The 21,306-nt window shown below is 73.2% G+C and carries 20 protein-coding genes and 2 pseudogenes; 8 read left to right on the plus strand and 14 right to left on the minus strand.

Features of this window, described 5'->3' with window-relative positions; genetic code table 11:
- Positions 1-131 precede the first annotated feature (131 nt).
- The 5 genes from ABT092_RS21215 to ABT092_RS21235 all read right to left on the minus strand — a co-directional run bounded on the left by ABT092_RS21215 (position 132) and on the right by ABT092_RS21235 (position 4,315).
- Positions 132-890, minus strand: coding sequence for an iron ABC transporter ATP-binding protein (locus ABT092_RS21215; protein WP_351246103.1), 759 nt, complete (start codon positions 888-890; stop codon positions 132-134).
- Positions 887-1,915: an iron chelate uptake ABC transporter family permease subunit gene (locus ABT092_RS21220; protein WP_351246105.1), complete on the minus strand. Its 1,029-nt coding sequence runs from the start codon at positions 1,913-1,915 to the stop codon at positions 887-889. The genes ABT092_RS21215 and ABT092_RS21220 overlap by 4 nt, the downstream gene beginning before the upstream one ends.
- Positions 1,908-2,870 (minus strand): ABC transporter permease, encoded by a 963-nt coding sequence (locus tag ABT092_RS21225; RefSeq protein ID WP_351246107.1) that lies wholly within the window; start codon positions 2,868-2,870, stop codon positions 1,908-1,910. Before ABT092_RS21225 ends, ABT092_RS21220 begins: the two co-directional genes overlap by 8 nt.
- Before the next feature lie 68 nt (positions 2,871-2,938).
- Complete coding sequence (locus ABT092_RS21230; RefSeq protein WP_351246109.1) at positions 2,939-3,937, minus strand: ABC transporter substrate-binding protein; 999 nt, start codon at positions 3,935-3,937, stop codon at positions 2,939-2,941.
- A gap of 183 nt (positions 3,938-4,120) precedes the next feature.
- Positions 4,121-4,315 carry a ferredoxin gene (locus tag ABT092_RS21235; RefSeq protein ID WP_351246247.1) on the minus strand — a complete coding sequence of 65 codons (195 nt, stop codon included), beginning with the start codon at positions 4,313-4,315 and terminating at the stop codon, positions 4,121-4,123.
- A gap of 284 nt (positions 4,316-4,599) precedes the next feature.
- Here ABT092_RS21235 and prcB point away from each other — a divergent pair, with 284 nt between their 5' ends.
- Positions 4,600-5,427 (plus strand): proteasome subunit beta, encoded by an 828-nt coding sequence (gene prcB, locus ABT092_RS21240; protein WP_351246249.1) that lies wholly within the window; start codon positions 4,600-4,602, stop codon positions 5,425-5,427.
- Between the two features lie 119 nt (positions 5,428-5,546).
- Positions 5,547-5,711 carry a ketoacyl-synthetase C-terminal extension domain-containing protein gene (locus ABT092_RS21245; protein WP_351246251.1) on the plus strand — a complete coding sequence of 55 codons (165 nt, stop codon included), beginning with the start codon at positions 5,547-5,549 and terminating at the stop codon, positions 5,709-5,711.
- Positions 5,712-6,115: 404 nt separating this feature from the next.
- Here ABT092_RS21245 and ABT092_RS21250 read toward each other — a convergent pair whose 3' ends face one another.
- On the minus strand, positions 6,116-6,484 hold the full coding sequence (locus ABT092_RS21250; RefSeq protein WP_351246111.1) for a hypothetical protein: 369 nt from the start codon (positions 6,482-6,484) through the stop codon (positions 6,116-6,118).
- A gap of 199 nt (positions 6,485-6,683) precedes the next feature.
- Here ABT092_RS21250 and ABT092_RS21255 point away from each other — a divergent pair, with 199 nt between their 5' ends.
- The 3 genes from ABT092_RS21255 (at position 6,684) to ABT092_RS21265 (ending at position 10,699) form a co-directional block, all read left to right on the plus strand.
- Complete coding sequence (locus ABT092_RS21255; protein WP_351246113.1) at positions 6,684-8,969, plus strand: ATP-binding protein; 2,286 nt, start codon at positions 6,684-6,686, stop codon at positions 8,967-8,969.
- A gap of 216 nt (positions 8,970-9,185) precedes the next feature.
- Complete coding sequence (locus ABT092_RS21260; RefSeq protein WP_351246115.1) at positions 9,186-10,037, plus strand: metallophosphoesterase family protein; 852 nt, start codon at positions 9,186-9,188, stop codon at positions 10,035-10,037.
- A complete protein-coding gene (locus ABT092_RS21265) occupies positions 10,034-10,699 on the plus strand; it encodes a 4'-phosphopantetheinyl transferase family protein (protein WP_351246117.1) in 666 nt (221 codons plus the stop codon). The genes ABT092_RS21260 and ABT092_RS21265 overlap by 4 nt, the downstream gene beginning before the upstream one ends.
- Positions 10,700-10,783: 84 nt before the next feature.
- Here the strand turns inward: ABT092_RS21265 and ABT092_RS21270 are convergent, their stop codons facing one another.
- From ABT092_RS21270 to ABT092_RS21305, 8 genes and pseudogenes are all read right to left on the minus strand, one after another.
- Positions 10,784-12,010, minus strand: coding sequence for an oxygenase MpaB family protein (locus ABT092_RS21270; RefSeq protein ID WP_351246119.1), 1,227 nt, complete (start codon positions 12,008-12,010; stop codon positions 10,784-10,786).
- 83 nt (positions 12,011-12,093) lie between these two features.
- Positions 12,094-13,179, minus strand: a complete 1,086-nt coding sequence (locus ABT092_RS21275) for a polyprenyl synthetase family protein (RefSeq protein WP_502968475.1) — start codon at positions 13,177-13,179, stop codon at positions 12,094-12,096.
- 71 nt (positions 13,180-13,250) lie between these two features.
- Positions 13,251-13,646 (minus strand): hypothetical protein, encoded by a 396-nt coding sequence (locus ABT092_RS21280; RefSeq protein WP_351246121.1) that lies wholly within the window; start codon positions 13,644-13,646, stop codon positions 13,251-13,253.
- Between the two features lie 200 nt (positions 13,647-13,846).
- A pseudogene (locus ABT092_RS21285) lies at positions 13,847-14,357 on the minus strand (transposase); the annotation flags it as partial.
- A gap of 151 nt (positions 14,358-14,508) precedes the next feature.
- Entirely contained in the window at positions 14,509-14,832 is a 324-nt protein-coding gene (locus tag ABT092_RS21290; RefSeq protein WP_030399261.1) for a helix-turn-helix domain-containing protein, read from the minus strand.
- Positions 14,832-15,200: a type II toxin-antitoxin system RelE/ParE family toxin gene (locus ABT092_RS21295; protein WP_351246123.1), complete on the minus strand. Its 369-nt coding sequence runs from the start codon at positions 15,198-15,200 to the stop codon at positions 14,832-14,834. The genes ABT092_RS21290 and ABT092_RS21295 overlap by 1 nt, the downstream gene beginning before the upstream one ends.
- A gap of 233 nt (positions 15,201-15,433) precedes the next feature.
- Positions 15,434-15,538: pseudogene (locus ABT092_RS21300) on the minus strand (IS5/IS1182 family transposase); the annotation flags it as partial.
- A 66-nt stretch (positions 15,539-15,604) separates the two neighbouring features.
- Positions 15,605-18,499 (minus strand): AfsR/SARP family transcriptional regulator, encoded by a 2,895-nt coding sequence (locus ABT092_RS21305; protein WP_351246125.1) that lies wholly within the window; start codon positions 18,497-18,499, stop codon positions 15,605-15,607.
- A 61-nt stretch (positions 18,500-18,560) separates the two neighbouring features.
- Here ABT092_RS21305 and ABT092_RS21310 point away from each other — a divergent pair, with 61 nt between their 5' ends.
- From ABT092_RS21310 to ABT092_RS21320, 3 genes are all read left to right on the plus strand, one after another.
- Positions 18,561-18,866 carry an alpha-amylase inhibitor gene (locus ABT092_RS21310; protein ID WP_351246127.1) on the plus strand — a complete coding sequence of 102 codons (306 nt, stop codon included), beginning with the start codon at positions 18,561-18,563 and terminating at the stop codon, positions 18,864-18,866.
- Positions 18,867-18,979: 113 nt separating this feature from the next.
- A complete protein-coding gene (locus ABT092_RS21315; RefSeq protein ID WP_351246129.1) occupies positions 18,980-20,173 on the plus strand; it encodes an MFS transporter in 1,194 nt (397 codons plus the stop codon).
- The gene (locus tag ABT092_RS21320; protein WP_351246131.1) at positions 20,170-21,237 is read left to right on the plus strand and encodes a sugar ABC transporter permease; all 1,068 of its coding nucleotides are present in this window, start codon (positions 20,170-20,172) and stop codon (positions 21,235-21,237) included. Before ABT092_RS21315 ends, ABT092_RS21320 begins: the two co-directional genes overlap by 4 nt.
- Positions 21,238-21,306 lie beyond the last annotated feature (69 nt).

Consider the following 21,306-nt stretch of genomic DNA (forward strand, 5'->3'; position numbering starts at 1 on the left):
CGTCCGAAGTGCAGTTCCCCGGCGGGATAGCCGTTGCCGATCTTGGCGCGGGGAGCGTAGCCGCCCTCACCGTCCGAGCGCGTGAGCCTGACGGCCCCGTGGGGGAGGAGGCCCGACCGTACGCCCGGACCTCACCGGTAGTACACGGCCGTCCGCTTGCCGTCGACCTCGTGGATCTGGACCGGGGTGTCGAAGACCTCGGTGAGCACCTCGGCGCGCATCATCGCGTCGACGGTGTCGGAGGCGGCGATGCGGCCGTCGCGCAGGGCGATGATCCGGTCGGAGTAGGTGGCGGCGAAGTTGATGTCGTGCACGATCAGGACGACCGTCTTGCCGAGTTCGTCGGCGGCCCGGCGCAATTGGCCCATCATCCGCACGGAGTGCTTCATGTCCAGGTTGTTGAGGGGCTCGTCCAGCAGCACGTACCGGGTGTCCTGGGCCAGCACCATGGCGACGTAGGCGCGCTGGCGCTGGCCGCCGGAGAGCTGGTCGAGGTAGCGGTGCTGGAGGTCGCCGAGGTGGAGGAAGTCGAGCGCCTCCTCGACCTTGGCCACGCACTCGGGGGTGAGCCGGCCGCGGCTGTGCGGGAAGCGGCCGAAGGAGACCAGTTCGCGCACCGTCACCCGGGCGGTGAAGTGGTTCTCCTGCCGCAGGATGGACAGGGTGCGGGCCACCTCGGGCGACTTGGCCCGGTGGATGTCGAGGCCGTCCACGGTGACCGTGCCCGAGGTGGGCTCGGTGAGCCGGCCGATGATGGTCAGCAGGGTGGACTTCCCGGCGCCGTTGGGGCCGACCAGCGAGGTCACGCCGCCCGCGGGGATCTGCCCGGAGACGGGGCCGAGCACGGTGTCGTCGCCGTAGCTCTTGCGGATGTCGGTGAACTCGATCACAGGGTGCCCTTCCTGAGCAGGTGGACGAGGAAGATCGCCCCGCCGAGGAACTCGATGACGACGGTGAGCATGCCGGAGGCGTAGAAGACGTGCTCCATCACGAACTGGCCGCCGGCCAGGGTGATCAGCCCGATGAGGAAGGCCATCGGCAGCACGACCACGTGCCGGTGGGTGCCGGCGAACTGGTAGGCGAGCATCGCGGTGACGAAGCCGAAGAAGGTCATGGGGCCGGCGAGCGCGGTCGACATGGCGATGAGCACCGAGATCAGCAGCAGCATCACCATCAGCTCGCGCTTGTGGGCGATGCCCAGGTTGGTGGCGGCGTCCCGGCCCAGCAGCAGGGTGTCCAGCCGGTAGCGGCGCTGCCAGATCACCACGCCGACGACCAGGCAGACCGCGCCGGCCAGCGGCAGGTGCTCCGCCTCGGCGGCGCTGAGCCGTCCGAACAGCCGCGCCGACAGCACGTCGTACTCGGCGGGGGAGAGCAACCGTTGCAGGAAGTCCGACAGGCTGCGGAAGGCGAGCCCGAGCACCACGCCGACCAGCAGCAGCACGTGGAGGCTGCCGCGGCGCCCGGAGAACAGCCAGCCGAACAGCACCATGGTGAAGCCGACCATCAGCAGGGTCTGGGTGATCAGCTTGGGCGTGCCGTCGGTGGCGGCGAGCACGCTGCCGCCGAAGACGGAGACCAACAGCGTCTGCATCAGGATGTAGACGGAGTCGAAGCCCATGATCGACGGGGTGAGCAGTCGGTTGTGGGTGATGGTCTGGAACACCACCGTCGCCATGGCCTGGGCGAACGCGATCACGACCATGGTGCCGAACATGGTCAGCCGCCGCTCGAAGGCGAACTCGAAGGAGCCTTCGATGAACAGGAAGAGGAAGGCGCCGATGCAGACGGCGGCGATGGCGGCGGCCACCGCGAGCCGGCCGGCCACGGGCAGTCCGCGGCGGCCGCCCTTCGGGCGTCCGGCGGGTGCGGCGTCCGGCGCCGGGGGAGCGGTCGTCACTCGGGTCTCAGACATGGGCCTTCCCTCGCTGGCGCAGGATCATCGCGACGAACACCAGCGCACCGACCGCACCCAGGACCACCGTCGCCGGGATCTCCAGCGGGAAGACGACGAGCCGGCCGACCAGGTCGCAGGCGATCATCAGGGCGACGCTGCTGAGCACCACCCAGGGCAGGTTCTTGCGGACGTCGTCGCCGCGCGCCATGGAGACCAGGTTGGGCACGATCAGCCCGAGGAAGGGGATGAAGCCGACGACGACGGTGGTCACGCCGGTGGCCAGGGCGACCATGGTGAGCCCGACGAAGAGGATGCGCCGGTAGGGCAGTCCGAGGCTGACGGCGGTGTCGCGGCCGAGTCCGGCGATGGTGAAGCGGTCGGCGGCGAGGTACAGGCCGACGACGATGGCCCCCACCACCCACAGCGGTTCGTAGGTGCCGCGCACCACGGAGCTGAACCCGCCCGAGCGCCAGGTGGCGAGCATCTGCAACAGGTTGGTGGAGGAGGCGATGTACAGGGTCACCGCACTGACCAGCGCGCCCAGCATGATGCCCACGATCGGCACGATGACCTGCGACTTGAGCGCGATCCGGCCGAGCACGAACAGGAAGACCAGTGCGCCGACGAAGGCGAAGGCGCTGGCGGCGCCCATCTTCACCAACGGCGGTGCGGCCGGGGCGAGGAGGGTGAGCAGCAGCACGCCGAGGGACGCCCACTCGCTGGTGCCGGTGGTGGTCGGTTCGACGAACCGGTTCTGCACCAGCATCTGCATGATCACGCCGGAGACCGCCATCGCGGCCGCGGCGAGGACCAGGGCGAGCGTGCGGGGCACCCGGGAGATCAGGAACATCCGCCGGGCCTCGGGGTCGGTGAACAGCGCGTGCAGGTCGATGTCGTACCCGCCGACGAACAGCGAGACGGTGACCAGGACGAGCACGCCGAGGGCGGCGAGCGGCAGGGCGAGTCGGCGCATGGGGCTTCCGGGGCGAAGGAGGACGACGCGGCCCCGCCACCGGCGGGGCCGCGTCGACGGTCAGGTGGTCAGCCGGCCGCGGTGAACGCGGTCGCCACCTGGTTGAAGGCGTCGGTGTACGCCTGGGCGCCCTCGGTGACGTAGAAGTCGCTGGCGAGGTAGATGACCTGGTCCTGCTTGCGGAAGGTGGTCTTGTCCCACGCCTCCATGCCGTCCACGATCTTCTTCGCGGCGACGGCCTCGGAGCCGTCCTCGGTGCCCACGGCGGCGTCGCGGTCCAGCATGATCACCCAGTCCGGGTTCAGCTTGGCGACGGTCTCGGGGGCGAGGCCCGAGTCGTTGTGCACGGAGGTGCTGTCCTCGCCCTCGGCGCTGAGCACGTTCTTCAGGTTCAGCGGCTGGGAGAGCCGGCCGATGCGGCTGGCGCCGTTGTCGATCTTGCCGGCGCTGGCGACGGCGAGGAAGACGCTCTCGCCCTTGGTGGCCGCGGCGGCGTCCTTCTCGGCCTTGTCGAGGGCGCCGACGATCTCCTTGGCCTTGGCCTCCTGGCCGAAGATCTTGCCGAGCTCCTGGGTCTGCGTCTTCAGCGCGTTGACGTAGCCGTCCTTGGCCTCGTCGGAGGGGGAGACGTCCACCGTCGTGGCGATCTTGGCCAGCTTGTCGTGGTGGTCGCTGAAGCGGTAGCCGCCGATGATCACGTCCGGCTCGGCGGCGTTGAGGGCCTCGAACTTGGGCTCGCGGTGGGTGCCGATGTCCTTGATGGAGGAGTCGTTCTGCCAGTCCTCGAAGCCCTCCTTGGGCAGCAGCGCCTTGGGCACCGCGACGGGCTTCACGCCGAACGCCTTGAGCGTCGCGAAGGAGGTGTTGTCGAGCGCGGCGACCTTGGCGGGCTTCACGGGGACGTCGAGGTCGCCCTTGGCGGTGGCGACGGTGACGGTCGCCTCGCTCTTGGCCTTGCCCGAGTCCTTCTTCTCTTCGGATTCTCCGCAGGCGCTCAGCACCAACCCCGCGCACAGGACCGAACTGGTCACGAGGGTGGTCTTGCGGAAACGGCTGATGGAACGCACGGCGGGTGACTCCTGGGACGGGTGGAACAGCCGGCCATGCATGGCCATGCGGCTGCGTGAACGTGTAACCATGCTTAGCCTAACCTAAGTATTGGCTGATAATCGCCGCCGGGTGGCGATATGTGTCTGCACCGTGATGAAGGCGCGGGACCGGCCGGTGGGGGGTTCCGGCCGGGGGCGGTGTCAGGAGGTGTGGACGGTGATGGCCCCTCCCGGACAGAGGAGCGCGGCCTCGCGGGCCTCCGCGTGGTGGCGCGGGTGCGGGGCGGGGGTCAGCAGGACGACGACGCCGTCCGTGTCGCGCTGGTCGAACAGCTCCGGGGCGACCAGTACGCACTGGCCGCCGCCAGCCCGCCGCACGAACCGTGCCGCGGCCACTTCGCTGCTTGTGCCGTGCGGTCCGAGCGTGCCCACGGCCAGCACCCCGCCCTCGGTGGGGCGCGGCAGCGTGGGGGTCGCCCGTGCCAGCGGGGGTGACGACGGCCGGGCTGACGTACGCCGCGCAGGTGGTGATCCTGCCGTGACGGTCGGTGGCCCCCAACTCGGCCCGGGCCCAACGACCTTGGTGGAGAGCGGCGTTTTCTCCCCGCCCGCCCATGGTAGTAGTTGCTTGTACCCGGACAACCGAAGGAGAAGGCGTGGGGCTGGACGCGACCGGCGGAATGCTGCCCGAGGAATTCTTCACCCCCGGAAGCTCCTCCTTCATCCAATTCCTGACGGCCCACCGGCCGGACCTCCTGATCACCGAATCCCTGCCACCGGAGGTACGGGTCGCCGACGACGGAATTCCCCACGGCACCACCGTTCTCGCGCTCACCTACCGGGACGGCGTGCTGATAGCCGGTGACCGGCGGGCCACGAGGGGAAACCTCATCGCCCAGCGCGATCTGGAGAAGGTGCATCCCACCGACGACCACACCGCGGTCGCCTTCGCGGGAACCGTCGGGCTCGCCGTGGACATGGTGAAGCTCTATCAGGTGGAGCTGACGCATTTCGAGAAGGTGGAGGGAACCTCCATGACGCTCAATGCGAAGGCGAACCGGCTGGCCGGCATGGTCCGCCAGAACCTCGGCCAGGCGATGCAGGGAATGGTCGTGGTGCCGATGCTCGTCGGCTACGACACCGACGCACCCGACGGTCCCCGGGGCCGGATCTTCAGTTTCGACGTCACCGGGGGCCCGTACGAGAAGCGGGACTTCCACGCCGAGGGCTCCGGCTCCCCTTTCGCCCGGGGCGCGCTGAAGAAGCTCTTCCGAGCGGACATGCCCCGTCGTGAGGCCGCGCTCGCGGCCCTGCACGCGCTCTACGACGCGGCGGACGACGACTCGGCCACCGGCGGCCCCGACCTGGGCCGTCGCATCTTTCCCACCGTCTCCGTCATCACCGGGGACGGGTACGAACGGCTCTCCGAGGCGGAGACCGAGGAACTGAGCCGGGAGATGGTCGAGCAGCGCCACCGCCGGCCGGACGGACCGACCGCCGCGCCGTAGCGCGCGGAGCACCGGGCGCCCGCGGGGCGGGCGCCGCCGGCCTCGTCAAGGCTGCCGCCCTCGCCCTGCGCAACGGAGTCCTCCCGGCCACGCTGCGCCACAACGAACCCAACCCCCGGATCCCCTTCGCCGAGGCGCAGCTGCGGGTCCAGGACCACACCACCGCCTGGCCCCGCCGGACGGGCGCCCGCCGCGCGGGAGTCAGTGCCTTCGGGTCCGGCGGGACCAACTGCCATGTGGTGGCAGAGGAGTTCGCCCACCCGTACGCCCCCTCCTGCTGCTGAGCGCGGACTCCGCCGAAGAACTCGCCGTCCGGGCCGCCGCCGTGCGCGCCGAGGTGGAGGAGGCGCGGAGACGGACCTACCGGCCGGGGAGCCCTCCGGGGCGCTGCCGCTCGTCCCGCTTCCGCTGCGACGGGACCTCGCGAAGTTCGACCTGGAGATCACGGTGGCCGACGTCTCGGACGCCGTGGTCGGCCAGGTCCAGTACAAGCCATCCTTGGTGGAAAGGGAGACTGTGACGACCTTGCTGGAGCGCTTCCGCTCCTCGCTCCTGCTGGTTCGGCCCGGGCGCCGCTACCGGCGGCCCGCGCCGTGGGCGTCACCGCGTTCCCCGCACGGCCGCCACACGTCCGAACCGGCCGCCGCGCGGGTCGCGCGAGGGCCGGCCGGTCGTCTCCGGGGTGCCGTCAGACGCGGACCCGGGAGCCCGACGCCCCCGTTCCGGCGGCGCGGGAGCCCCCGGGGGTGCCCTCGTCGACGAGGGAGCGGACCCGCTCCCCGGCCTCCGCGGCGCGCCGGACGGCGGCGGACCGTGCGGGGACCGCGGCGTCCTCCTCCCGGTCCGGGAGGGCCGCCCGGGCTCCGGGGGCCGTTCGCTCCGCAGCCGGTGCGGGGGCGGCGGGGGGACCGTCCGCGGTCAGCGGGCCGTGCGAGTATCCGACGGGGAGCCCCGTGGCGAGCGTCAGCACACCGGTCACCGCCAGGCGCCGCCACCGTCGGAAGCGGCGGGGCGGGCCGGGGCGCCGCAGGGACGGGGGGCGGGGAACGAAGGGCAACGAAGCCTCTCTCTCCATCCGGGGCCGGCGGGGTGGGACGCTCCCCTCGGCACGGGCGGCCCGCGGGTCCACGTCGAGTCGAGTCCACCACCGGCCCCGCCGCCCCACCAGGCAGGATGACCGGCACGATTGCGGTGCGCGATACTTCTGCCGGACCACCACGCCCGAGCCGGGCACACAGCGGGGGGAGTTCGGGGACATGAGCCGCCCGACCACCGGGGACTTCGGGCAGCGCCTGCGCGAACTGAGGGCGCGCGCCGGCCTCAGCCAGGAACGACTCGCCCACCAGGCGGGGCTGAGCGTGCGCGCCCTCGCCGACCTGGAACGCGGCCGCACCACGGGGCCGCAGCGCCGGACCATCGAACTGCTCACCCGCGCACTGGGGTTGGGCGCCGACGAGGCCGCCGACCTGGAAGCCGCCGCTGCCGCCGGACGACCCCGCTCCGCCCCCGGGCCCGCCACGACCGGGCCGCTGCTCGCCCTGCCCAGGGACACCCACGACTTCACCGCCCGCGGCCACCACCTGACGGATCTGCGGGCCCTGGCCACCGCCGCCGACCCCGCGTATCCGCCCGTCGCCGTCGTCGCGGGCCAACCCGGCCTCGGCAAGACCGCGTTCGCCACCCGCGCGGCGCACCTCCTCGCCCCCCTCTTCCCCGACGGGCGGCTCTGGCTCGACCTGCGCGGCATGGACGCGGAACCCGTCCGCCCGGGCGACGCCCTGGCCCGGCTGCTGCGCGCCCTCGGGGTCGCCGACCGTTCCCAGCCCGGCGAACCGGAGGAACGGGCCGCGCTGTTCCGCTCGCTCGCCGCGGGCCGGCGCCTGCTCGTGGTCCTGGACAACGCCGTCGACGAGCAACAGGTGCGCCCCCTGCTCCCCGGTTCCGGAACCTGCTTCACCGTCGTCACCAGCCGCAACTGCCTCAGCGGCCTCGAAGGGGTGCACCGCGTCGACCTGCCGCTGCTGCGCCGGGAGGAGGCGGTGGAACTCCTGACCCGCATCCTCGGCCCCGAACGCGTCGAACGGGAGGCGCAGGCCGCCCGGGACCTCGCCGACCTGTGCGGGCACCTGCCGCTGGCCCTCCGCATCGCCGGCCAGCGGCTGGCCGCCCGGCCCCACGAGTCCCTCACCAAGCTCGCCGACCGACTCCGTCGTCAGGAACGCAGACTCGACACCCTCCGCGCCGGCGACCTGCAAGTCCGGGCCGTCTTCGCCCTCTCCTACCACCAACTCGACCCGGTCGCCCGCCTGCTGCTGCGGCGCTGCGCGCTCGCCGCCGGCCCCGACGTCAGCCCCGCGACCGCCGCCCTCCTCGCCGGAGTCCCGCTCGACGACGCGGAACTCCACCTGGAGGCGCTCGCCGACCGCGGACTGCTCCAGACCGCGCCCACGGCCGAGCGGTACCGTTTCCACGACCTCCTGAAGCTGTTCGCCGCCGAACGGACCGCGGCCGAGGACGACCCGGCCACCCGGGACGCCGCGCTGGACCGGACCGCCCGTTGGACGCTGGCCCGGGCCACCGCCGCGGCCCTCCACTTCGACGCCGAACGGCACGCCACCGGAGACCCCGACCCCGCCACCGCCCCGGTCGGCCGCGAGGAGGCCCGCGCGTGGCTGGAAGCGGAACGGGCCCAGTGGCTCGCCGCCCTGCAACGCGCCCGCACCACCGGCGACCACCGGCAGGTCCTCGACGCCGCCGAGGCCATGCACTGGTTCTCCGACCTGACCAAGCACTGGCACCAGTGGGTCGAGGTCTTCGGCCGTGCCGTCGACGCGGCCCGCGCCCTGGAGAGCCGCCAGGAGGAGGCGACCCACCTCAACTACCTCGCCTGGGCCCACAACACCTGTACCCACGACGCCCGTGCCGCCCTCGACACCGCCCGCTCCGCGCTCGCCGTGGCCCGTGAGTGCGACGACCTCTACCAGACGGGCTGGGCCCTCGTGTACGGCGCCTCCGCCCTGCGCCGCATGGACCGCAACGGCGAGGCCGTGACCTGGCTCCGCGAATCCGTCGACTGCCTCCGCCGCGACCCCTCGTCCCGGGGCCGCCTCGCCGAACTGACGGCCCTCAACGCCCTCGGCATCACCCTGCGCGAACGCGGCCGGGCCGACCAGGCCCTGGACATCCACCGGCGCGGCGTGGACATCTGCACCCGGGGCATCCCGGGACAGGACCCGCACCTCCTCGCCCTCTACCGGGGCGTCACCCTCCAGCACGTCGGCAACGACTACGCCGCCCTCGACCGCTGGCCCGAGGCCGAAGCCCCGCTGCGCCAGTGCCTGGACATCTTCGAGGAAGCGGACATGCCGGCCTGGAGCGGGCCCGCCGGGCTCGACCTCGGGCGGGTGCTGCGCCGCCTCGACCGCGGCGAGGAGGCCCGGGCCGTGCTGACCTCCGCCCTGCACATCCTCAGCGCGCACCACCACCCCCGGCAGGCCGAAGCCGCCGCCGAGCTGGACGCCTTCGACAGCACCCCCCGCTGACGCCCCCCCCGCCCCGTCCGTGCGGATCCCGTCCACCGCTGCCGGGTCACTGTGGCGAAGTGCGCTTTTGCCGACCCGTGGTGACGGGGAGCCTTGGCGGGGGAATGCGGTGCGGGTGGCCGGCGGCATAGCCTCGGGCCGTGTGCGACGCGCCCCGGGGACACACGTCGCGCCGCACGCACGGCAGCCCCACCCGTCCCGAACGGAAGGACTTCCATGAGCACGGGCACCCTGCTCGCCATCAGCGATCTGCACGTCGTCTACCAGGAGAACCGCGAACTGACCGAGGCGCTACGACCACGGTCCGACGAGGACTGGCTGATCGTCGCCGGCGACATCGGTGAGAAGTACGCCGACATCGCCTGGACGATCGAGCTGCTGAGCCGCCGGTTCGCCAAGGTCATCTGGGCCCCGGGGAACCACGAACTGTGGACGCACCCGTCCGACCCGGTCCAACTCCGCGGCCAGGCCCGCTACGACCGCCTGGTGGAACTGTGCCGGGAACACGGCGTGCTCACCCCCGAGTGCACCTACCCGGTGTGGCACGGCGAGACCGGGCCCGTCACCATCGCCCCCCTGTTCCTGCTGTACGACTACTCGTTCCTCGCCCCCGGGGCCACCACCCCCGAGGAGTCGCTGCGCATCGCCCACGAGACCGGCGTGGTCTGCTCCGACGAGGTGTTCCTCCACCCCGACCCCCACCCGGACCGGGCCAGTTGGTGCCGGGCCCGGGTGGAGCTGACCCGGCGCCGTCTGGAGGCCGTGCCGGCCGACCACTCGACCGTGCTGGTCAACCACTACCCGCTGGTGCGCGACCCCACCCGGGTGCTGCACTACCCCGAGTTCGCCCAGTGGTGCGGCACCACCCTGACCGCAGACTGGCACCGGCGGTACCGTGCGGTGGAGATGGTCTACGGGCACCTGCACATCCCCCGGGTGACCTGGCACGACGGGGTGCGGTTCACCGAGGTCTCGGTCGGCTACCCGCGGGAGTGGCGCGGCCGGGCCCACCCCCCCGGCCTGCGGCAGATCCTCCCCGCCCCCGCCCCTGCGGAGGCCCGCCGGTGATCGGGGAACTGCTGCCGCCGTCCGTCGCCACCGCCTGGCGTACCGACGACACCGAGCCGGTCACCCTGTTCCCCGAGGAGGAGGCCTTCATCGCCCGGGCGGTCGACAAGCGCAGACGGGAGTTCTCCACCGTACGGCTGTGCGCCCGGGACGCCCTGTCCCGGCTCGGCCTGCCGGGAACGCCCCTGGTGCCGGGCCGGCGCGGTGCGCCGGCCTGGCCCGAAGGCGTGGTCGGGACCATGACCCACTGCGCCGGGTACCGGGCCGCCGCCCTGGCCCGGGCCACCGAGGTGGTGTCCCTCGGGGTGGACGCCGAACCCGTCGGTCCGCTCCCCGACGGGGTGCTCGACGTGGTGTCGCTGCCCGAGGAGCGCCACCACCTCGCCGGACTCGACGCGTCCCACCCCGAAGTGCCCTGGGACCGGGTGCTGTTCAGCGCCAAGGAGAGCGTGTTCAAGACCTGGTACCCGCTGACCCGCAAGGAACTCGACTTCACCGAGGCCGAGGTGCGGTTCGCGCCGGAGTCGGGCACCTTCACCGCCCGCCTGCTGGTTGCGGGCCCCGTGGTGGGGGAGCGGCGACTGGAGGAGTTCACGGGCCGTTGGCTGGTGCGCGGGGGACTGGTGCTCACCGGGATCGTCGTGCTGCGGGACGGGGCGTGACGCCGTGGGGCGGGCCGCGCACGCGACCCGCCCCGCCTCCCCGGCCCCGCTGCCGCACGGGCTCCGCGGGCGCGAGCGTCGGACTCACCCGTCCGGGGCCGCCGGGTCGGGGGTGACGGGCGGCGGCGTCCAACGGTCCAGCCGCCGGGCGGCGGAGGTGACGCCGTACTCGCCCTTCAACTGCTCCGGGATGGCGTACTGCATCACCCGCCCGCGGGTCAGCGAACTCAGCTCGAAGACCGTGGTGTGGTGACCGAGGCGGTCCAGTGCCCAGGTGGCCAGGGGGGAGCGGTCCTCCAGCGTCTCCAGGACGCCCAGCAGGGCGGGCGCGGACCGCACCGCCGTGTCCCACACCGGCGAACGCGGCACCTCCAGCCAGTCCGCCACGGTCTCCCCGACCAGGAAGCGGACCATCGCCGGGACGACCGGGTCGAACAGGGTGCCGGGCACCACCTCCTCGTACAGGTCGATGAGTTGACGGGTGAGCTTCGCCCCCTCCGGTGACGGACCCATGTGACGACTCATGTAGAGGTCGGAGAAGAGCCGCGCCCGGTGCAGGTCCCCGGGCATGTGCGCCAGGTCGATCCCGAGCATCGCCCCGACCACCCGCCAGGCGTAGAAGTAGGCGTCCGCGCCCTCGTTGGACAGGTGGACACCGAGCCGGTGGAGCGCGTCCAGCACCTGGATGGAGAACATCATCTGCCCGCCGATCATGTCCTCCTGGCAGATCGGCACCCCCGCCCGGGCCACGTCCCAGCGGTTCCCCCGACTCAGGTGGTACCGGATCGACGCGTGCAGCAGACGGACCTTCTGCGCGGCCGGAATGAAGCGGCTCCCCGCTTCGAAGGCGTCCGGCTGCATCAGGTAGACGGTGAACTGGCCGGTCTCCGCCATCCGCCGCGAGGGGTAGTCCAGGGAGTGCGTCGCGCTCAGCAGCTTCGCCACGCGCGGCACCGCGTAGCAGCTCGGCATCGCCGCGAAGGACAACGCCGTCGACACGTGGACGTTGTTGTCGATGAAGAACAGCCGGGCCCGCTCCATCTCCCCCCAGTCGACCCAGGACGGCGGCATCGCCGTCGCCTCCAGGTAGTCCCGGGCCACTGCGGGCAGACCGTCCGGAAGGTCCTGCCCCGCGGTGGTGAACCAGCGCATCAACGTGTTGAAGGCGCCCGTCTCGCCGCGGGCGAACAACTCCTCGACCGTGGCGTCCGCCAGTTCGTCCCCCACCGACCGCAACGCGTCCAGCGAGGCTTCGGTGTACGCGGGGGCGGCGTCCGCCGCGGCCCCCCGGTCTTCACGGGTGCTGTCCATGCGTCGTCTCCCCGGACGGTCGGCGGCCCGGACGGGCCGGATGCGGTGCGCGGTGACGCGCGGTCGTGGCGGGTCGGCACCCCTCAGGACGCCCGGGCCAGGCAGTGGCCCGCCAACGCGTCCAGGGCCTCGGCGCAGTGCGGTGCCAGCAACCCGGTGCGCCGGGCGGCGGCCACCGCCTCGGCCGCCGTCGCGGCCCGCGCCGAGATCAACGCCTCGACCCCGCGCCGCGCCCCGGTCCGCTCGGCGATCTCGCGGTACCGGGCCAACTCGTCCGGCCCCAGGGCCCCGCCACCGGCCAGCAGGACCCCGAGCTCCCGTCGCTCCGCGTCCGTCGCCCCGCGCCGCATCAAGGTCGACAGCACCGTCGGCTTCGCTCCGCGCAGGTCGTCGAGATTGGACTTCCCGGTGGTCCCGGGGCACCCGAAGACGCCCAGCAGGTCGTCCCGCAACTGGAACGCCTCGCCCAGCGGCAGCCCGTAGCGGCTGAACGCCGACACCAGCTCCGGCGGCGCCCCGCCGAGCACGCCCCCGAGGTGCAGCGGATGCTCCACGGTGTACTTCGCGGTCTTGTAGCGCACGATCTGCAAGGACCGCGCGCAGTCGTCCCCGTCACCGGCGCGGACCGGGTCGCCGTCCGCGCCGGTGCGCAACACCTCCAGGCACTCCCCGGCCACCAACTCGCGGGCCAACGTCGCCCACAGGGGGCGGGCCCGCCCCAGATAGGCGCCCGGCAGTCCGCACGCGCCGAACAGTTGGGCGGACCAGGCGATCAGCAGATCACCCGCCAGGAGCGCCAGCGCCCGTCCGGCGGCGGCCCGGCCGGTGCGCCGGGCACGGACCCCGGCGCGCGGGGCCAGGGCCCGGTGCGCGGTGGGCAGCCCGTGCCGCACCGCACTGCGGTCGATCAGGTCGTCGTGGACGACGGCCGCCGCATGCACCAACTCCACGGCAGCGGCGGCCCGTACGATCCCGTCGCCGTCCGGTCGCCCGGCCGCCCGCCAACCCCAGTAGCAGAACGCGGCCCGCAGCCGTTTGCCCCGGCCCACGATCGCCCGGAGCTGCTCCCCGAGGGGTTCGAGTTCCGGGTCCACCGCCACCAGCAGGGCCGTCTCGTGCCGGGCGAACTCCTCCAGGGCGGCGTCGACCCGGACCTTGAGCGCCCCCAGGTCGGACGTCGGGGAACCCGGTCCGTGGCGCCCGGCCGTCGTCGGGTCCGTCGCGGTGGTGGCGCCCGCCGTCACCGGGGCCGCCGTTCGGATCCGTCCGCCGTCCGCCCGGCGCCGTCTCCAGCCGGGCTTCGGTCGAGCCGCCCCTCGCGCTCCAGTCGGGTGCGGGCCCGTTGGGCCAGGAGCTCCAGGTGCGGGGGAGCGGACACCGCGCGCACCGGATCGAAGCCGCTGGTGCGACCCCGTGCCACCAGGTCCCGCCGCAGGTCCTGTGCCAAGGTCCCCAGATCGGAGCGGGTCAACAAGGACCTGACCTGCCGTACGGTCTCCTCGGCCCGTTCCAGTACCAGGTCCACCGCGCCGGCCACCAACAGGACCGCCTCGTCGGCCCGGCGCGCTCGTCGGTCGGCCGCGTCCGCCCGCTCCGTTCCGCCCGTCCCCGTTGTGGCCCTGCCGTCCTGCGTCATCGCTCAACACCCTCGCGTCGTACGGGTCCGCACGCCGCTGCCGCCCCGCCGTGCCCTCCGGTTCCGGGATGCCCACCGGTGGGACGATCACGCCGGCAGTCCTCCGATCGGATGACGGTGCGAGGGACGTCCGCTGGTGGAGCGCGTCCTCTGCTAAGAAGTCATCTCATGGGGGTATGTCTGCGGTAGCAGATAAGGGGGCGTCGGCCACGGCGTGATCGGATGGGAGGCATGCCCTTCGCCGGCGGATCAGGGCCTGACTGTCGTGGAGGTGGGCGCCGGAGATTCCGATGGAGATGGGCAGACCGGTCCGTTCGGTGATCAGATGGATCTTCCACCTGTACTTGCCCCGGTCAATAGGATTCGGACCCGTCAGGTCCGCCTTTTCATCGCCCGCATGTTCACCGAGTCGATCGTGCACCGTGACCAGTCCAGCTCGCCCCGGGAGTCGAGCTCGTCCGGGAGATGGCGGTGAGCCGTAGCCCCGGACGGCCCCAACGTGGCAGCAGGCAGTTGCTGCCACGTGCACCCGGAGGTCGCCAGGAACACGATCGCGGCCAGCACCTCACGGTCACCATGCCGACGCCGACCACCACCCCGGGGCCGCGAAGGCGCCCCCGGCACCACCCGCTGGAACAGCTCCCACAACTCATCCGGCACCGACCGCTCAACGATCCTCGCCACAACCCCACAACTACCGAGCCAACTCAGATGAACTCTCAGGGGAGTCGCAGGTTCGAATCCTGCCGGGGGCACCACGCAACAACAGGTACGAGGGCCTTCCTGTCCGCCGGACAGGAAGGCCCTCGTACGCGTTGACTCACGTCAGACGACATCCTCGACGGGCTGGCCGGGCTCGCATTCAAGCGGCGTGCGGGGTGAAGGTGACACGGGAGTCACCCTCGTCGATGGCCAGGTTCAGGGTGCCGTCCAATGCCTTGGCCAGGCGCCGCAGCAGCGGGAGAGTGGGTACGGTGTCGCCGCCCTCCATCCGCGACACCTGAGGCTGCGTCATCCCGGCCCGCTCGGCCAATTCGGTCTGGGACAGTCCGAGCTCGATCCGACGGTCGTAGACCGCCTGCCCGAGATCGCCGGCCAGCCGCGCATCGACGTACTCCTGGTCGTACTCCACCGCCTCGCCCGCAAGCTGCCGAGCCCGGCGCGTCCTCCACGTGCTGTGATTCATCAACTCTCCTTGCGTCGATCGTAGGCGTGCTCGGCCCGGTCGTGCTCGGCCTCACAGATCTTCTGGGCCTGATGCGCCCTCTCGACTTCCGCCGCCTCGCGCATCCTCGTCTTGCGGAACACCGTCAAGAGAACGATCCGCTGCCCGGAGGCAAGCCAGTACGGGATGCGCACGGCCTCGCCGTCCAGCTCGAAGCGCAGCTCGCGCAGCTTGCCGCCCAGGTGGCGCGAGTACGGCTCGCCAAGTGTCGTCGGCTCATCCAGGAGACGGTCCGTCTTGTCCTCCACTCGCCGGTAGAGACGGAACGGAAGCAACTCCAGCCAATCCCGCACCTCGGGCTCGATCTCGATCTCCCACCGCTCCGTCATGCAATCAACGGTATATACCTTCAATTGCATAGCGCAAGCCTTGGCGAACCCCCTGCCTACCGCAAGAGGTCGCCCCGACAGTCGGCACGGAACGTGTTCAGCACACATGAGGCCGGGAAATCCCGCGAACATGCGAGAACTATTGAGCAGCGTCTCCCCAGGTCAGGCGCCCTGCAGGTGGCATCTATGCAGGTCAAGGCCCTGCCCAGATAAATCTCCTAAGAAGTCATCTGTCGCCCGAGCCGCTGTGGGCTCTCGACGCCCTTGCGGGCGAGACGGTGTCGGATACCTCGGGTGGAGAGCCATCGCCGCAGCTAGCGGTAGTCATAGTCCTTGTCCACTGGAACAGCTCCCACAACTCATCCGGCACCGACCGCTCAACGATCGTCGCCACAACCCACAACCTACCGAGCCAACTGAGATGAACTCTCGGGGGAGCCGCTCCCCCCGCCCCCGCGCAGGGCGGCCAGCCGCTCCCGCACCGCGTCGGCCTCCGGGTCCCACAGCTCCTCGAACATCGTGGCGGCCCGCTCCCAGACCTCCTCGGCCCTGGTGGAACGCCCGGTGACCACCAGGGTGTCGCCCAGCCTCACCAGGGTCTCGGCCTCGTGGTAGCGGTCGGCCGAGGACCGGAACAGGTCGACGGCCTCCTCGTAGCAGGCGACGGCCCGGTCGTAGCGGGCCAGGTGGTGGTGGGCGAATCCCAGACTGTCCAGGGTGGCGGCCTGACCGTTGCGGTCACCGGCCTGCCGCTGCCGGTCCAGCGCGCGGGTGCAGTGGTCGATCGCGGCCCGGTAGTCGCCCTCCGCCGCGTGGAGCCACCCCATCGCGTTGAGGGTGCGGGCCTCGCCGTCCCGGTTGCCGCTGAGCCCGTACAGGCGCAGTGCCTCGCGTCCGTGGGCCAGGGCCTCCGACAACCGGCCTCCCATGTAGCAGAGTTCGACGTAGTTGTGCAGCGTCTGGGCCCGCCCGGTGGTCTCGCCCAACCGCTCGTACAGTTCCAGGGCCCGCCGCAGCGACTGCTCGGCGGTGTCGAGGGAACCGAGCCGGGCGTCGGCCCGGGCGAGCAGCCGACGGGCCATGGCCTCGCCCACCCGGTCCTCGGACCGCTCGGCGGCGGCCAGCGCCGTCTGCTGGACCGTGCGCTGGTCCTGCCACAGCCCGAGCGGAGCCAGGTAGGCGGTGAGCGCCCAGGCGAGCTGCCAGCTGTACGTTTCGAAGCCGCACGCCGCGGCCTGCGTCACCGTCCGCAGCAGCACCCGGCGCTCGGCCGCGAACCACGCGAGGGCGGTGTCGGCGTCCCGGGCGCGGTCGCCGTCGTTCGACGGCAGCGCGGGAACGGGCACGACGGCCGGCCACTGCGGCTGCACCAGCACGGCCGCGGCGTGCGCGCGGTGCAGACAGTGGTCGTAGAACCGTTCCCGGGCCCGGAGCACCTCGGGGGGTGGTTCCTCGGCCCGGACCAGGGCCGCCGCGTAGGTGCGCAGCAGGTCGTGGAAGACGTAGCGGCCGGGGAGGTGCTCGGTGAGCAGGTGCAGCCGGGTCAGCTCCCGCAGGAGGGGTCTGACGGAGCGCGTCGGGGCGCCGGCCAGCGCGGCTGCCGCGGCCAGGGTCAGATCGGGTCCCGGGTGCAGCCCGAGCAGCCGGAACAGCCGGGCCGCCGCTTCGGAGAGGGCCAGATAGGACCAGGCCAGCACCCGCTGCGCGTCACTGTCCTCCAGCACGTCCAACAGGGCTTCGGTGGGGCGGAGTTCCGCGGCGAAGGCGTGCAGGGGGAACGCGGGGTGGTCGGCCACCCGGGCGGCCACGACGGCGAGCGCGAGGGGCAGCCGCCCGGTCAGGGCCACGATGTCCGCGGCGGCGTCCGGTTCGGCCGCCACCCGTGGGCCCAGCCGGCGGGCCAGCATGAGGGCCGACTCCTCGGTGCTCAGCACTTCGAGGGTCAGTGCGCGTGCCCCCTCGGAGGCCACCAGCCCCTGGAGCCGGTTGCGGCTGGTGACGACCACCACGCTCTCCCCGGCGCCGGGCAGCAGCGGCCGCACGTGGGCGGAGTCCCGGGCGTTGTCCAACACCACCAGCATCCGGCGGGTGGCCAGCAGGCTGCGGTACAGGCCCGCCCTGGCCTGCGCTCCGGACGGCACCCGGGCCTGCGGCACGCCCAGGGCCTGGACGAAGCCCTGGAGGGCGTCGGCTGCGGACACCGCTCCGCTCTCGTCGAACCCCCTGAGGTCCACGTGGAGTTGCCCGTCCGGGAACCGGTCGGCGACCCGATGGGCCCAGTGCAGGGCGAGGGTCGTCTTGCCGACGCCGGCCATCCCCGAGACGGCGGTGATCACGACGCCCGGGGCCTGGCCGTCGACGCGGTCCAGGCCGGCGTCGAGCGCGGCCAGGGCGTCCTTCCGGCCGACGAAGTCGGCGGTGGCGAGCGGGAGTTGTCGGGGCCTGGGCGGTTGCGGCGGGGAGTCCGGGCCGGCCGTGGTCGCCCGCTGCCGCAGGACGTCCTCGTGGACCCGGGCGAGTTCGGGTCCGGGCTCCAGGCCGGTCTCCCGGACCAGTGCGTCGCGCACCGTGCGGTACGCCTCCAGCGCTCCTCGTACGTCGCCCACCCGGTGCAGGCCGAGCATCAGATGGGCCCAGGCCCGTTGCCGCAGCGGATGGAGCGCCACCAGCCTGCGCATCCGCAGCACCGCCTGGGAGGGGTCCCCCTCCGCGAGGAGCGCCTGGGCGTGCTCCTCCTCGGTGTGGCACCGGCTCTCCTCCAGGCCCCTGGCCCAGGCGGCCAGGACGTCCGGCAGCACGAGTCCTTCCAGGACCCGGCCGCGCCACATCGCGAGCGCCCGGGCCAACTCCTCGCGGGCCAGCGCGGAATCGCCGGCGGCCAGGGCGCGCCGGCCGCGGTGGGCGGCCTCGTCGAAGCGTTCCACGTCCGTGCCCCCCGGGGGGACCCGGAGCAGATAGCCGCCCCGGGTGGTCGGCATCCCCTCCCAGGGCCCGTCCCCGCCCAGGGCGCCGCGCAACCCCCCTGCGTAGGTGCGCAGGTTGGCGGCGGCGGACGCCGGGGGGTCATCGCCCCACAGCGCGGTCACCAGGACGCCGGTCGGCACCGTTTCCGAGGGGCGGCTGAGCAGGGTGGCCAGCAGCAGGCGCTGTTTGATCGAGCCGAGGGCGAGGCGTCGTCCGTCGAGGGTGACCTCCAGGGGTCCGAGGAGAGCGAAGTGCACCGTCACCAACCAGGTCGCGAGAGCGGGGCCACGACGGGGGCCGTACGACGCCGAGTTGTGCCCCTGTCGTGCGCGCATTGTGCGCAGGTCAGCCTAACCTTCCGGCTGTTGTGGACAACCTCTCGGCAAGGAGTACGTGATGCGCAAGTTCCGCATGGCCGCGCAGGCCGCGGTGACCGCGGTGGGCCTCGTCGGTTCGCTGGCCGTTTCGGCGTCGCCCGCGGCGGCGGCCACCACCGCCCCGTCCTGCGTCAGTCGGATGGTCACCGCGACCACCGACGGCTTCGACGTCCTGCTCACCAACAACTGCTCCGGCACCCGTTCGGTGAAGGTCGTGGTCTCCCTGGCCCCCGACAGCCCCTGTTACCGGCTGGCACGCGGTGCGAGCACGCTGTACATCTACTCCGGGATCCTCGGGAACTACGACCGCACGGTCAACTGCTGACGGCCGGCCGGCCCGTCGGTCGCCGGGGTGCCTGACGGCTCCGAAGGGCCTCCCGGGGCCCGTCCGCGCGACCGCTGTCAGCGGCACGGCGGGCGGGGAGAGGCGGTCGGGACGTGGGCGCAGGCGGTACGGGACGGACGGCGGACGGCGGCGGGCGGGCGGTGACGGCGCTGCTGACCGCGGCGATGGCGCTGTCCATGCTGCAACTGTTCCTGTTGGGCGCGCTGGGGCCCCGGCTGGTCGAGGAACTCGACCTTTCCGTGGCGGTGTTGGGGTTCACCACGACACTGGGCTTCGGGGTGGCCGCGCTGCTGTCGCCGACGAGCGGTCGGCTGGTGGACCGGATCGGGCCGCGCCGGGCCTTGGTGGCCTCCGCGCTGGTCACCGCCGTCGCCCTGGCGCTGATCGCGATGGCACCGGGGGCGGGGCTGCTGCTGGGTGCCGTGGCGCTCGGCGGGCTGCCGCAGGCCCTGGCCAACCCGGCCACCAACAAGGCCGTCCTCGCGCTCGTCGCCCCCGCCCGGCGGGCGGGCGTCACCGGGATCAAGCAGTCGGGCGTTCAACTCGGCGCGTTCGCGGCCGGATTGCCCTTGGCCGTGCTGGCCTCGTCGGTGGGGTGGCGGGGCGCGGTGTGGACGGCCGCGGCGGTGGCCGTCCTGGTGGCCGGCTGGGCCGCCCGGACCCTCCCGCCCGACCCTCCGCCGCCCGCTGCTGCCGGGGGTCCGGGGCGCCCGCGCGGACACGTGGCGCACCTCGCGGTCTTCTCCGTCTTCCTGGGGTGCGGGATCGCCTCGGTCAACACCTACGTGACGCTCTTCGGCGACCACCGCCTGCACCTGGGGCCGACGGCCGCCGCGACGCTGGTCGCCGTCCTCGGGGTGGCGGGGGTCGCGGGGCGGGTGGGTTGGTCGAGGGCCGCGCGGCCCGGGCGGGCGCCCTGGCTGCCGGGGGGCCTGGCGGTGGGGGCGGTCGCCGCGGCCCTGTTGCTCGTGGCGTCGGTGCGGGTCGAGTGGCTGGTGTGGCCGGCCGTGGTCGCGGTGGGGGTGTTCGCCGTCTCCGGCAATGCGGTGTCCATGGTGCTGGTGGTGCAGCGGGCGGTGCCGGGGCGGGCCGGACAGGACTCGGCGTGGGTGGCCGCGGGCTTCTTCGCCGGCTTCGCGCTCGGCCCGCCGCTCGTGGGCGCGCTGGCCGAACGGGGCCGTTACGGGGCCGGTTGGGCGGTGGTGGCGGTGGAGTTCGCGGTGGCCGCCGCGGTGGCGTACGCCTGGGCGGTGCGCGACCGGCGCACCGCGCGGACGTCCGGGTGAGCGCCGCGGGGCGGGCCGACCGGGCGCTGACGGCGGTCCTGGAGCGGGTGGCCGGCACCCGGGCGGAGGTGGGCGAGCGGTTCCCGCTGTACGCCGACCCGGAGACCGGGCGGTGGACGACGACCCGTCGCGGCTCGTGGACCGGGGGCTTCTGGGCCGGGCTGCTGTGGCTGCGGGCCCGGTGGACGGGGGCTGCGGAGGACCGGGCGGCGGCCTCGGCCGCCGTGCACCGGCTCGCCCCCTGGGTGTCCGCCGACACGGCGACCCGTGGTCTCGTCCTCTGGTACGGCACCGCCCTGGCCGGGGCGGACCCAGGGGCGGCGGCGCTGCGCGAACGGGCGGCGCGGGCCTGCCTGGAGGCGTGGGACCCGGTGCTCGGGACCGTGCCCTGGGGCGCGGCCCTGGGCGGGGAGCGGGCACTGGCGCGGGTCGACGGGGTCCCCGGCACGGTTCCCCTGCTGGCTGCTGCGGGTCCGGCCGGCAGCCGGGCGGCGGGGGCGCATCTCCACCGTCACCTCGACCTCTGTCTCGGCGATGCGGGGGCACCCCTGGTGCCGGCCTGGCGGCACACCGCCGCCGGATGGCGCCCGGAGGGCGCACCGGCGCCGGGCTGGAGCCGGGGCCGGGCCTGGCTGTTGCTGGCGGTCGCCGATGCCCTCGCCCGTCCGGAGGCCGAGCGGTGGCGGCCCGAGGTGCTGGCCTCGGCGGCGGACCGGTTGACGGCCGGGCCCGGGCCGCTCGTGCCGCCGGCGGACGAGGGGCGGGCCGCGGGCCCGCTGGACACCTCCGCCGCGGCGATCACCGCGGTGGCGCTGCTCAAGCTGGCCCGGCTGCCGGGGCCCGGTGCGCGGCGGCACGGGCGGCGGGCCGGCGCCGTCCTGGACCGGTTGGTGTCCGTTCACCTGAGCGGGGCGGCCGGCGGCCGGCCGGCCGGGATGCTGCTGGACGGCTGCTACGACCTGGAGCGCGGTACTGCGGTGCGGCACGAACTGGTGTGGGGCGACTTCTTCCTGGCGCTCGGGCTGGCGGTCCGGGCGGGACTGGTCGACCCAGGGGAGGCGTAGCCCCTATTTCGTCACCTTGACGAGAATGACCGGAACCCTTTAGCGTCGAGGGGACGAAAAGGGGTCCCC

It is taken from the genome of Streptomyces sp. NPDC002490 (assembly GCF_040296045.1).
In the GTDB taxonomy this organism is placed as follows: Bacteria; Actinomycetota; Actinomycetes; order Streptomycetales; family Streptomycetaceae; genus Streptomyces.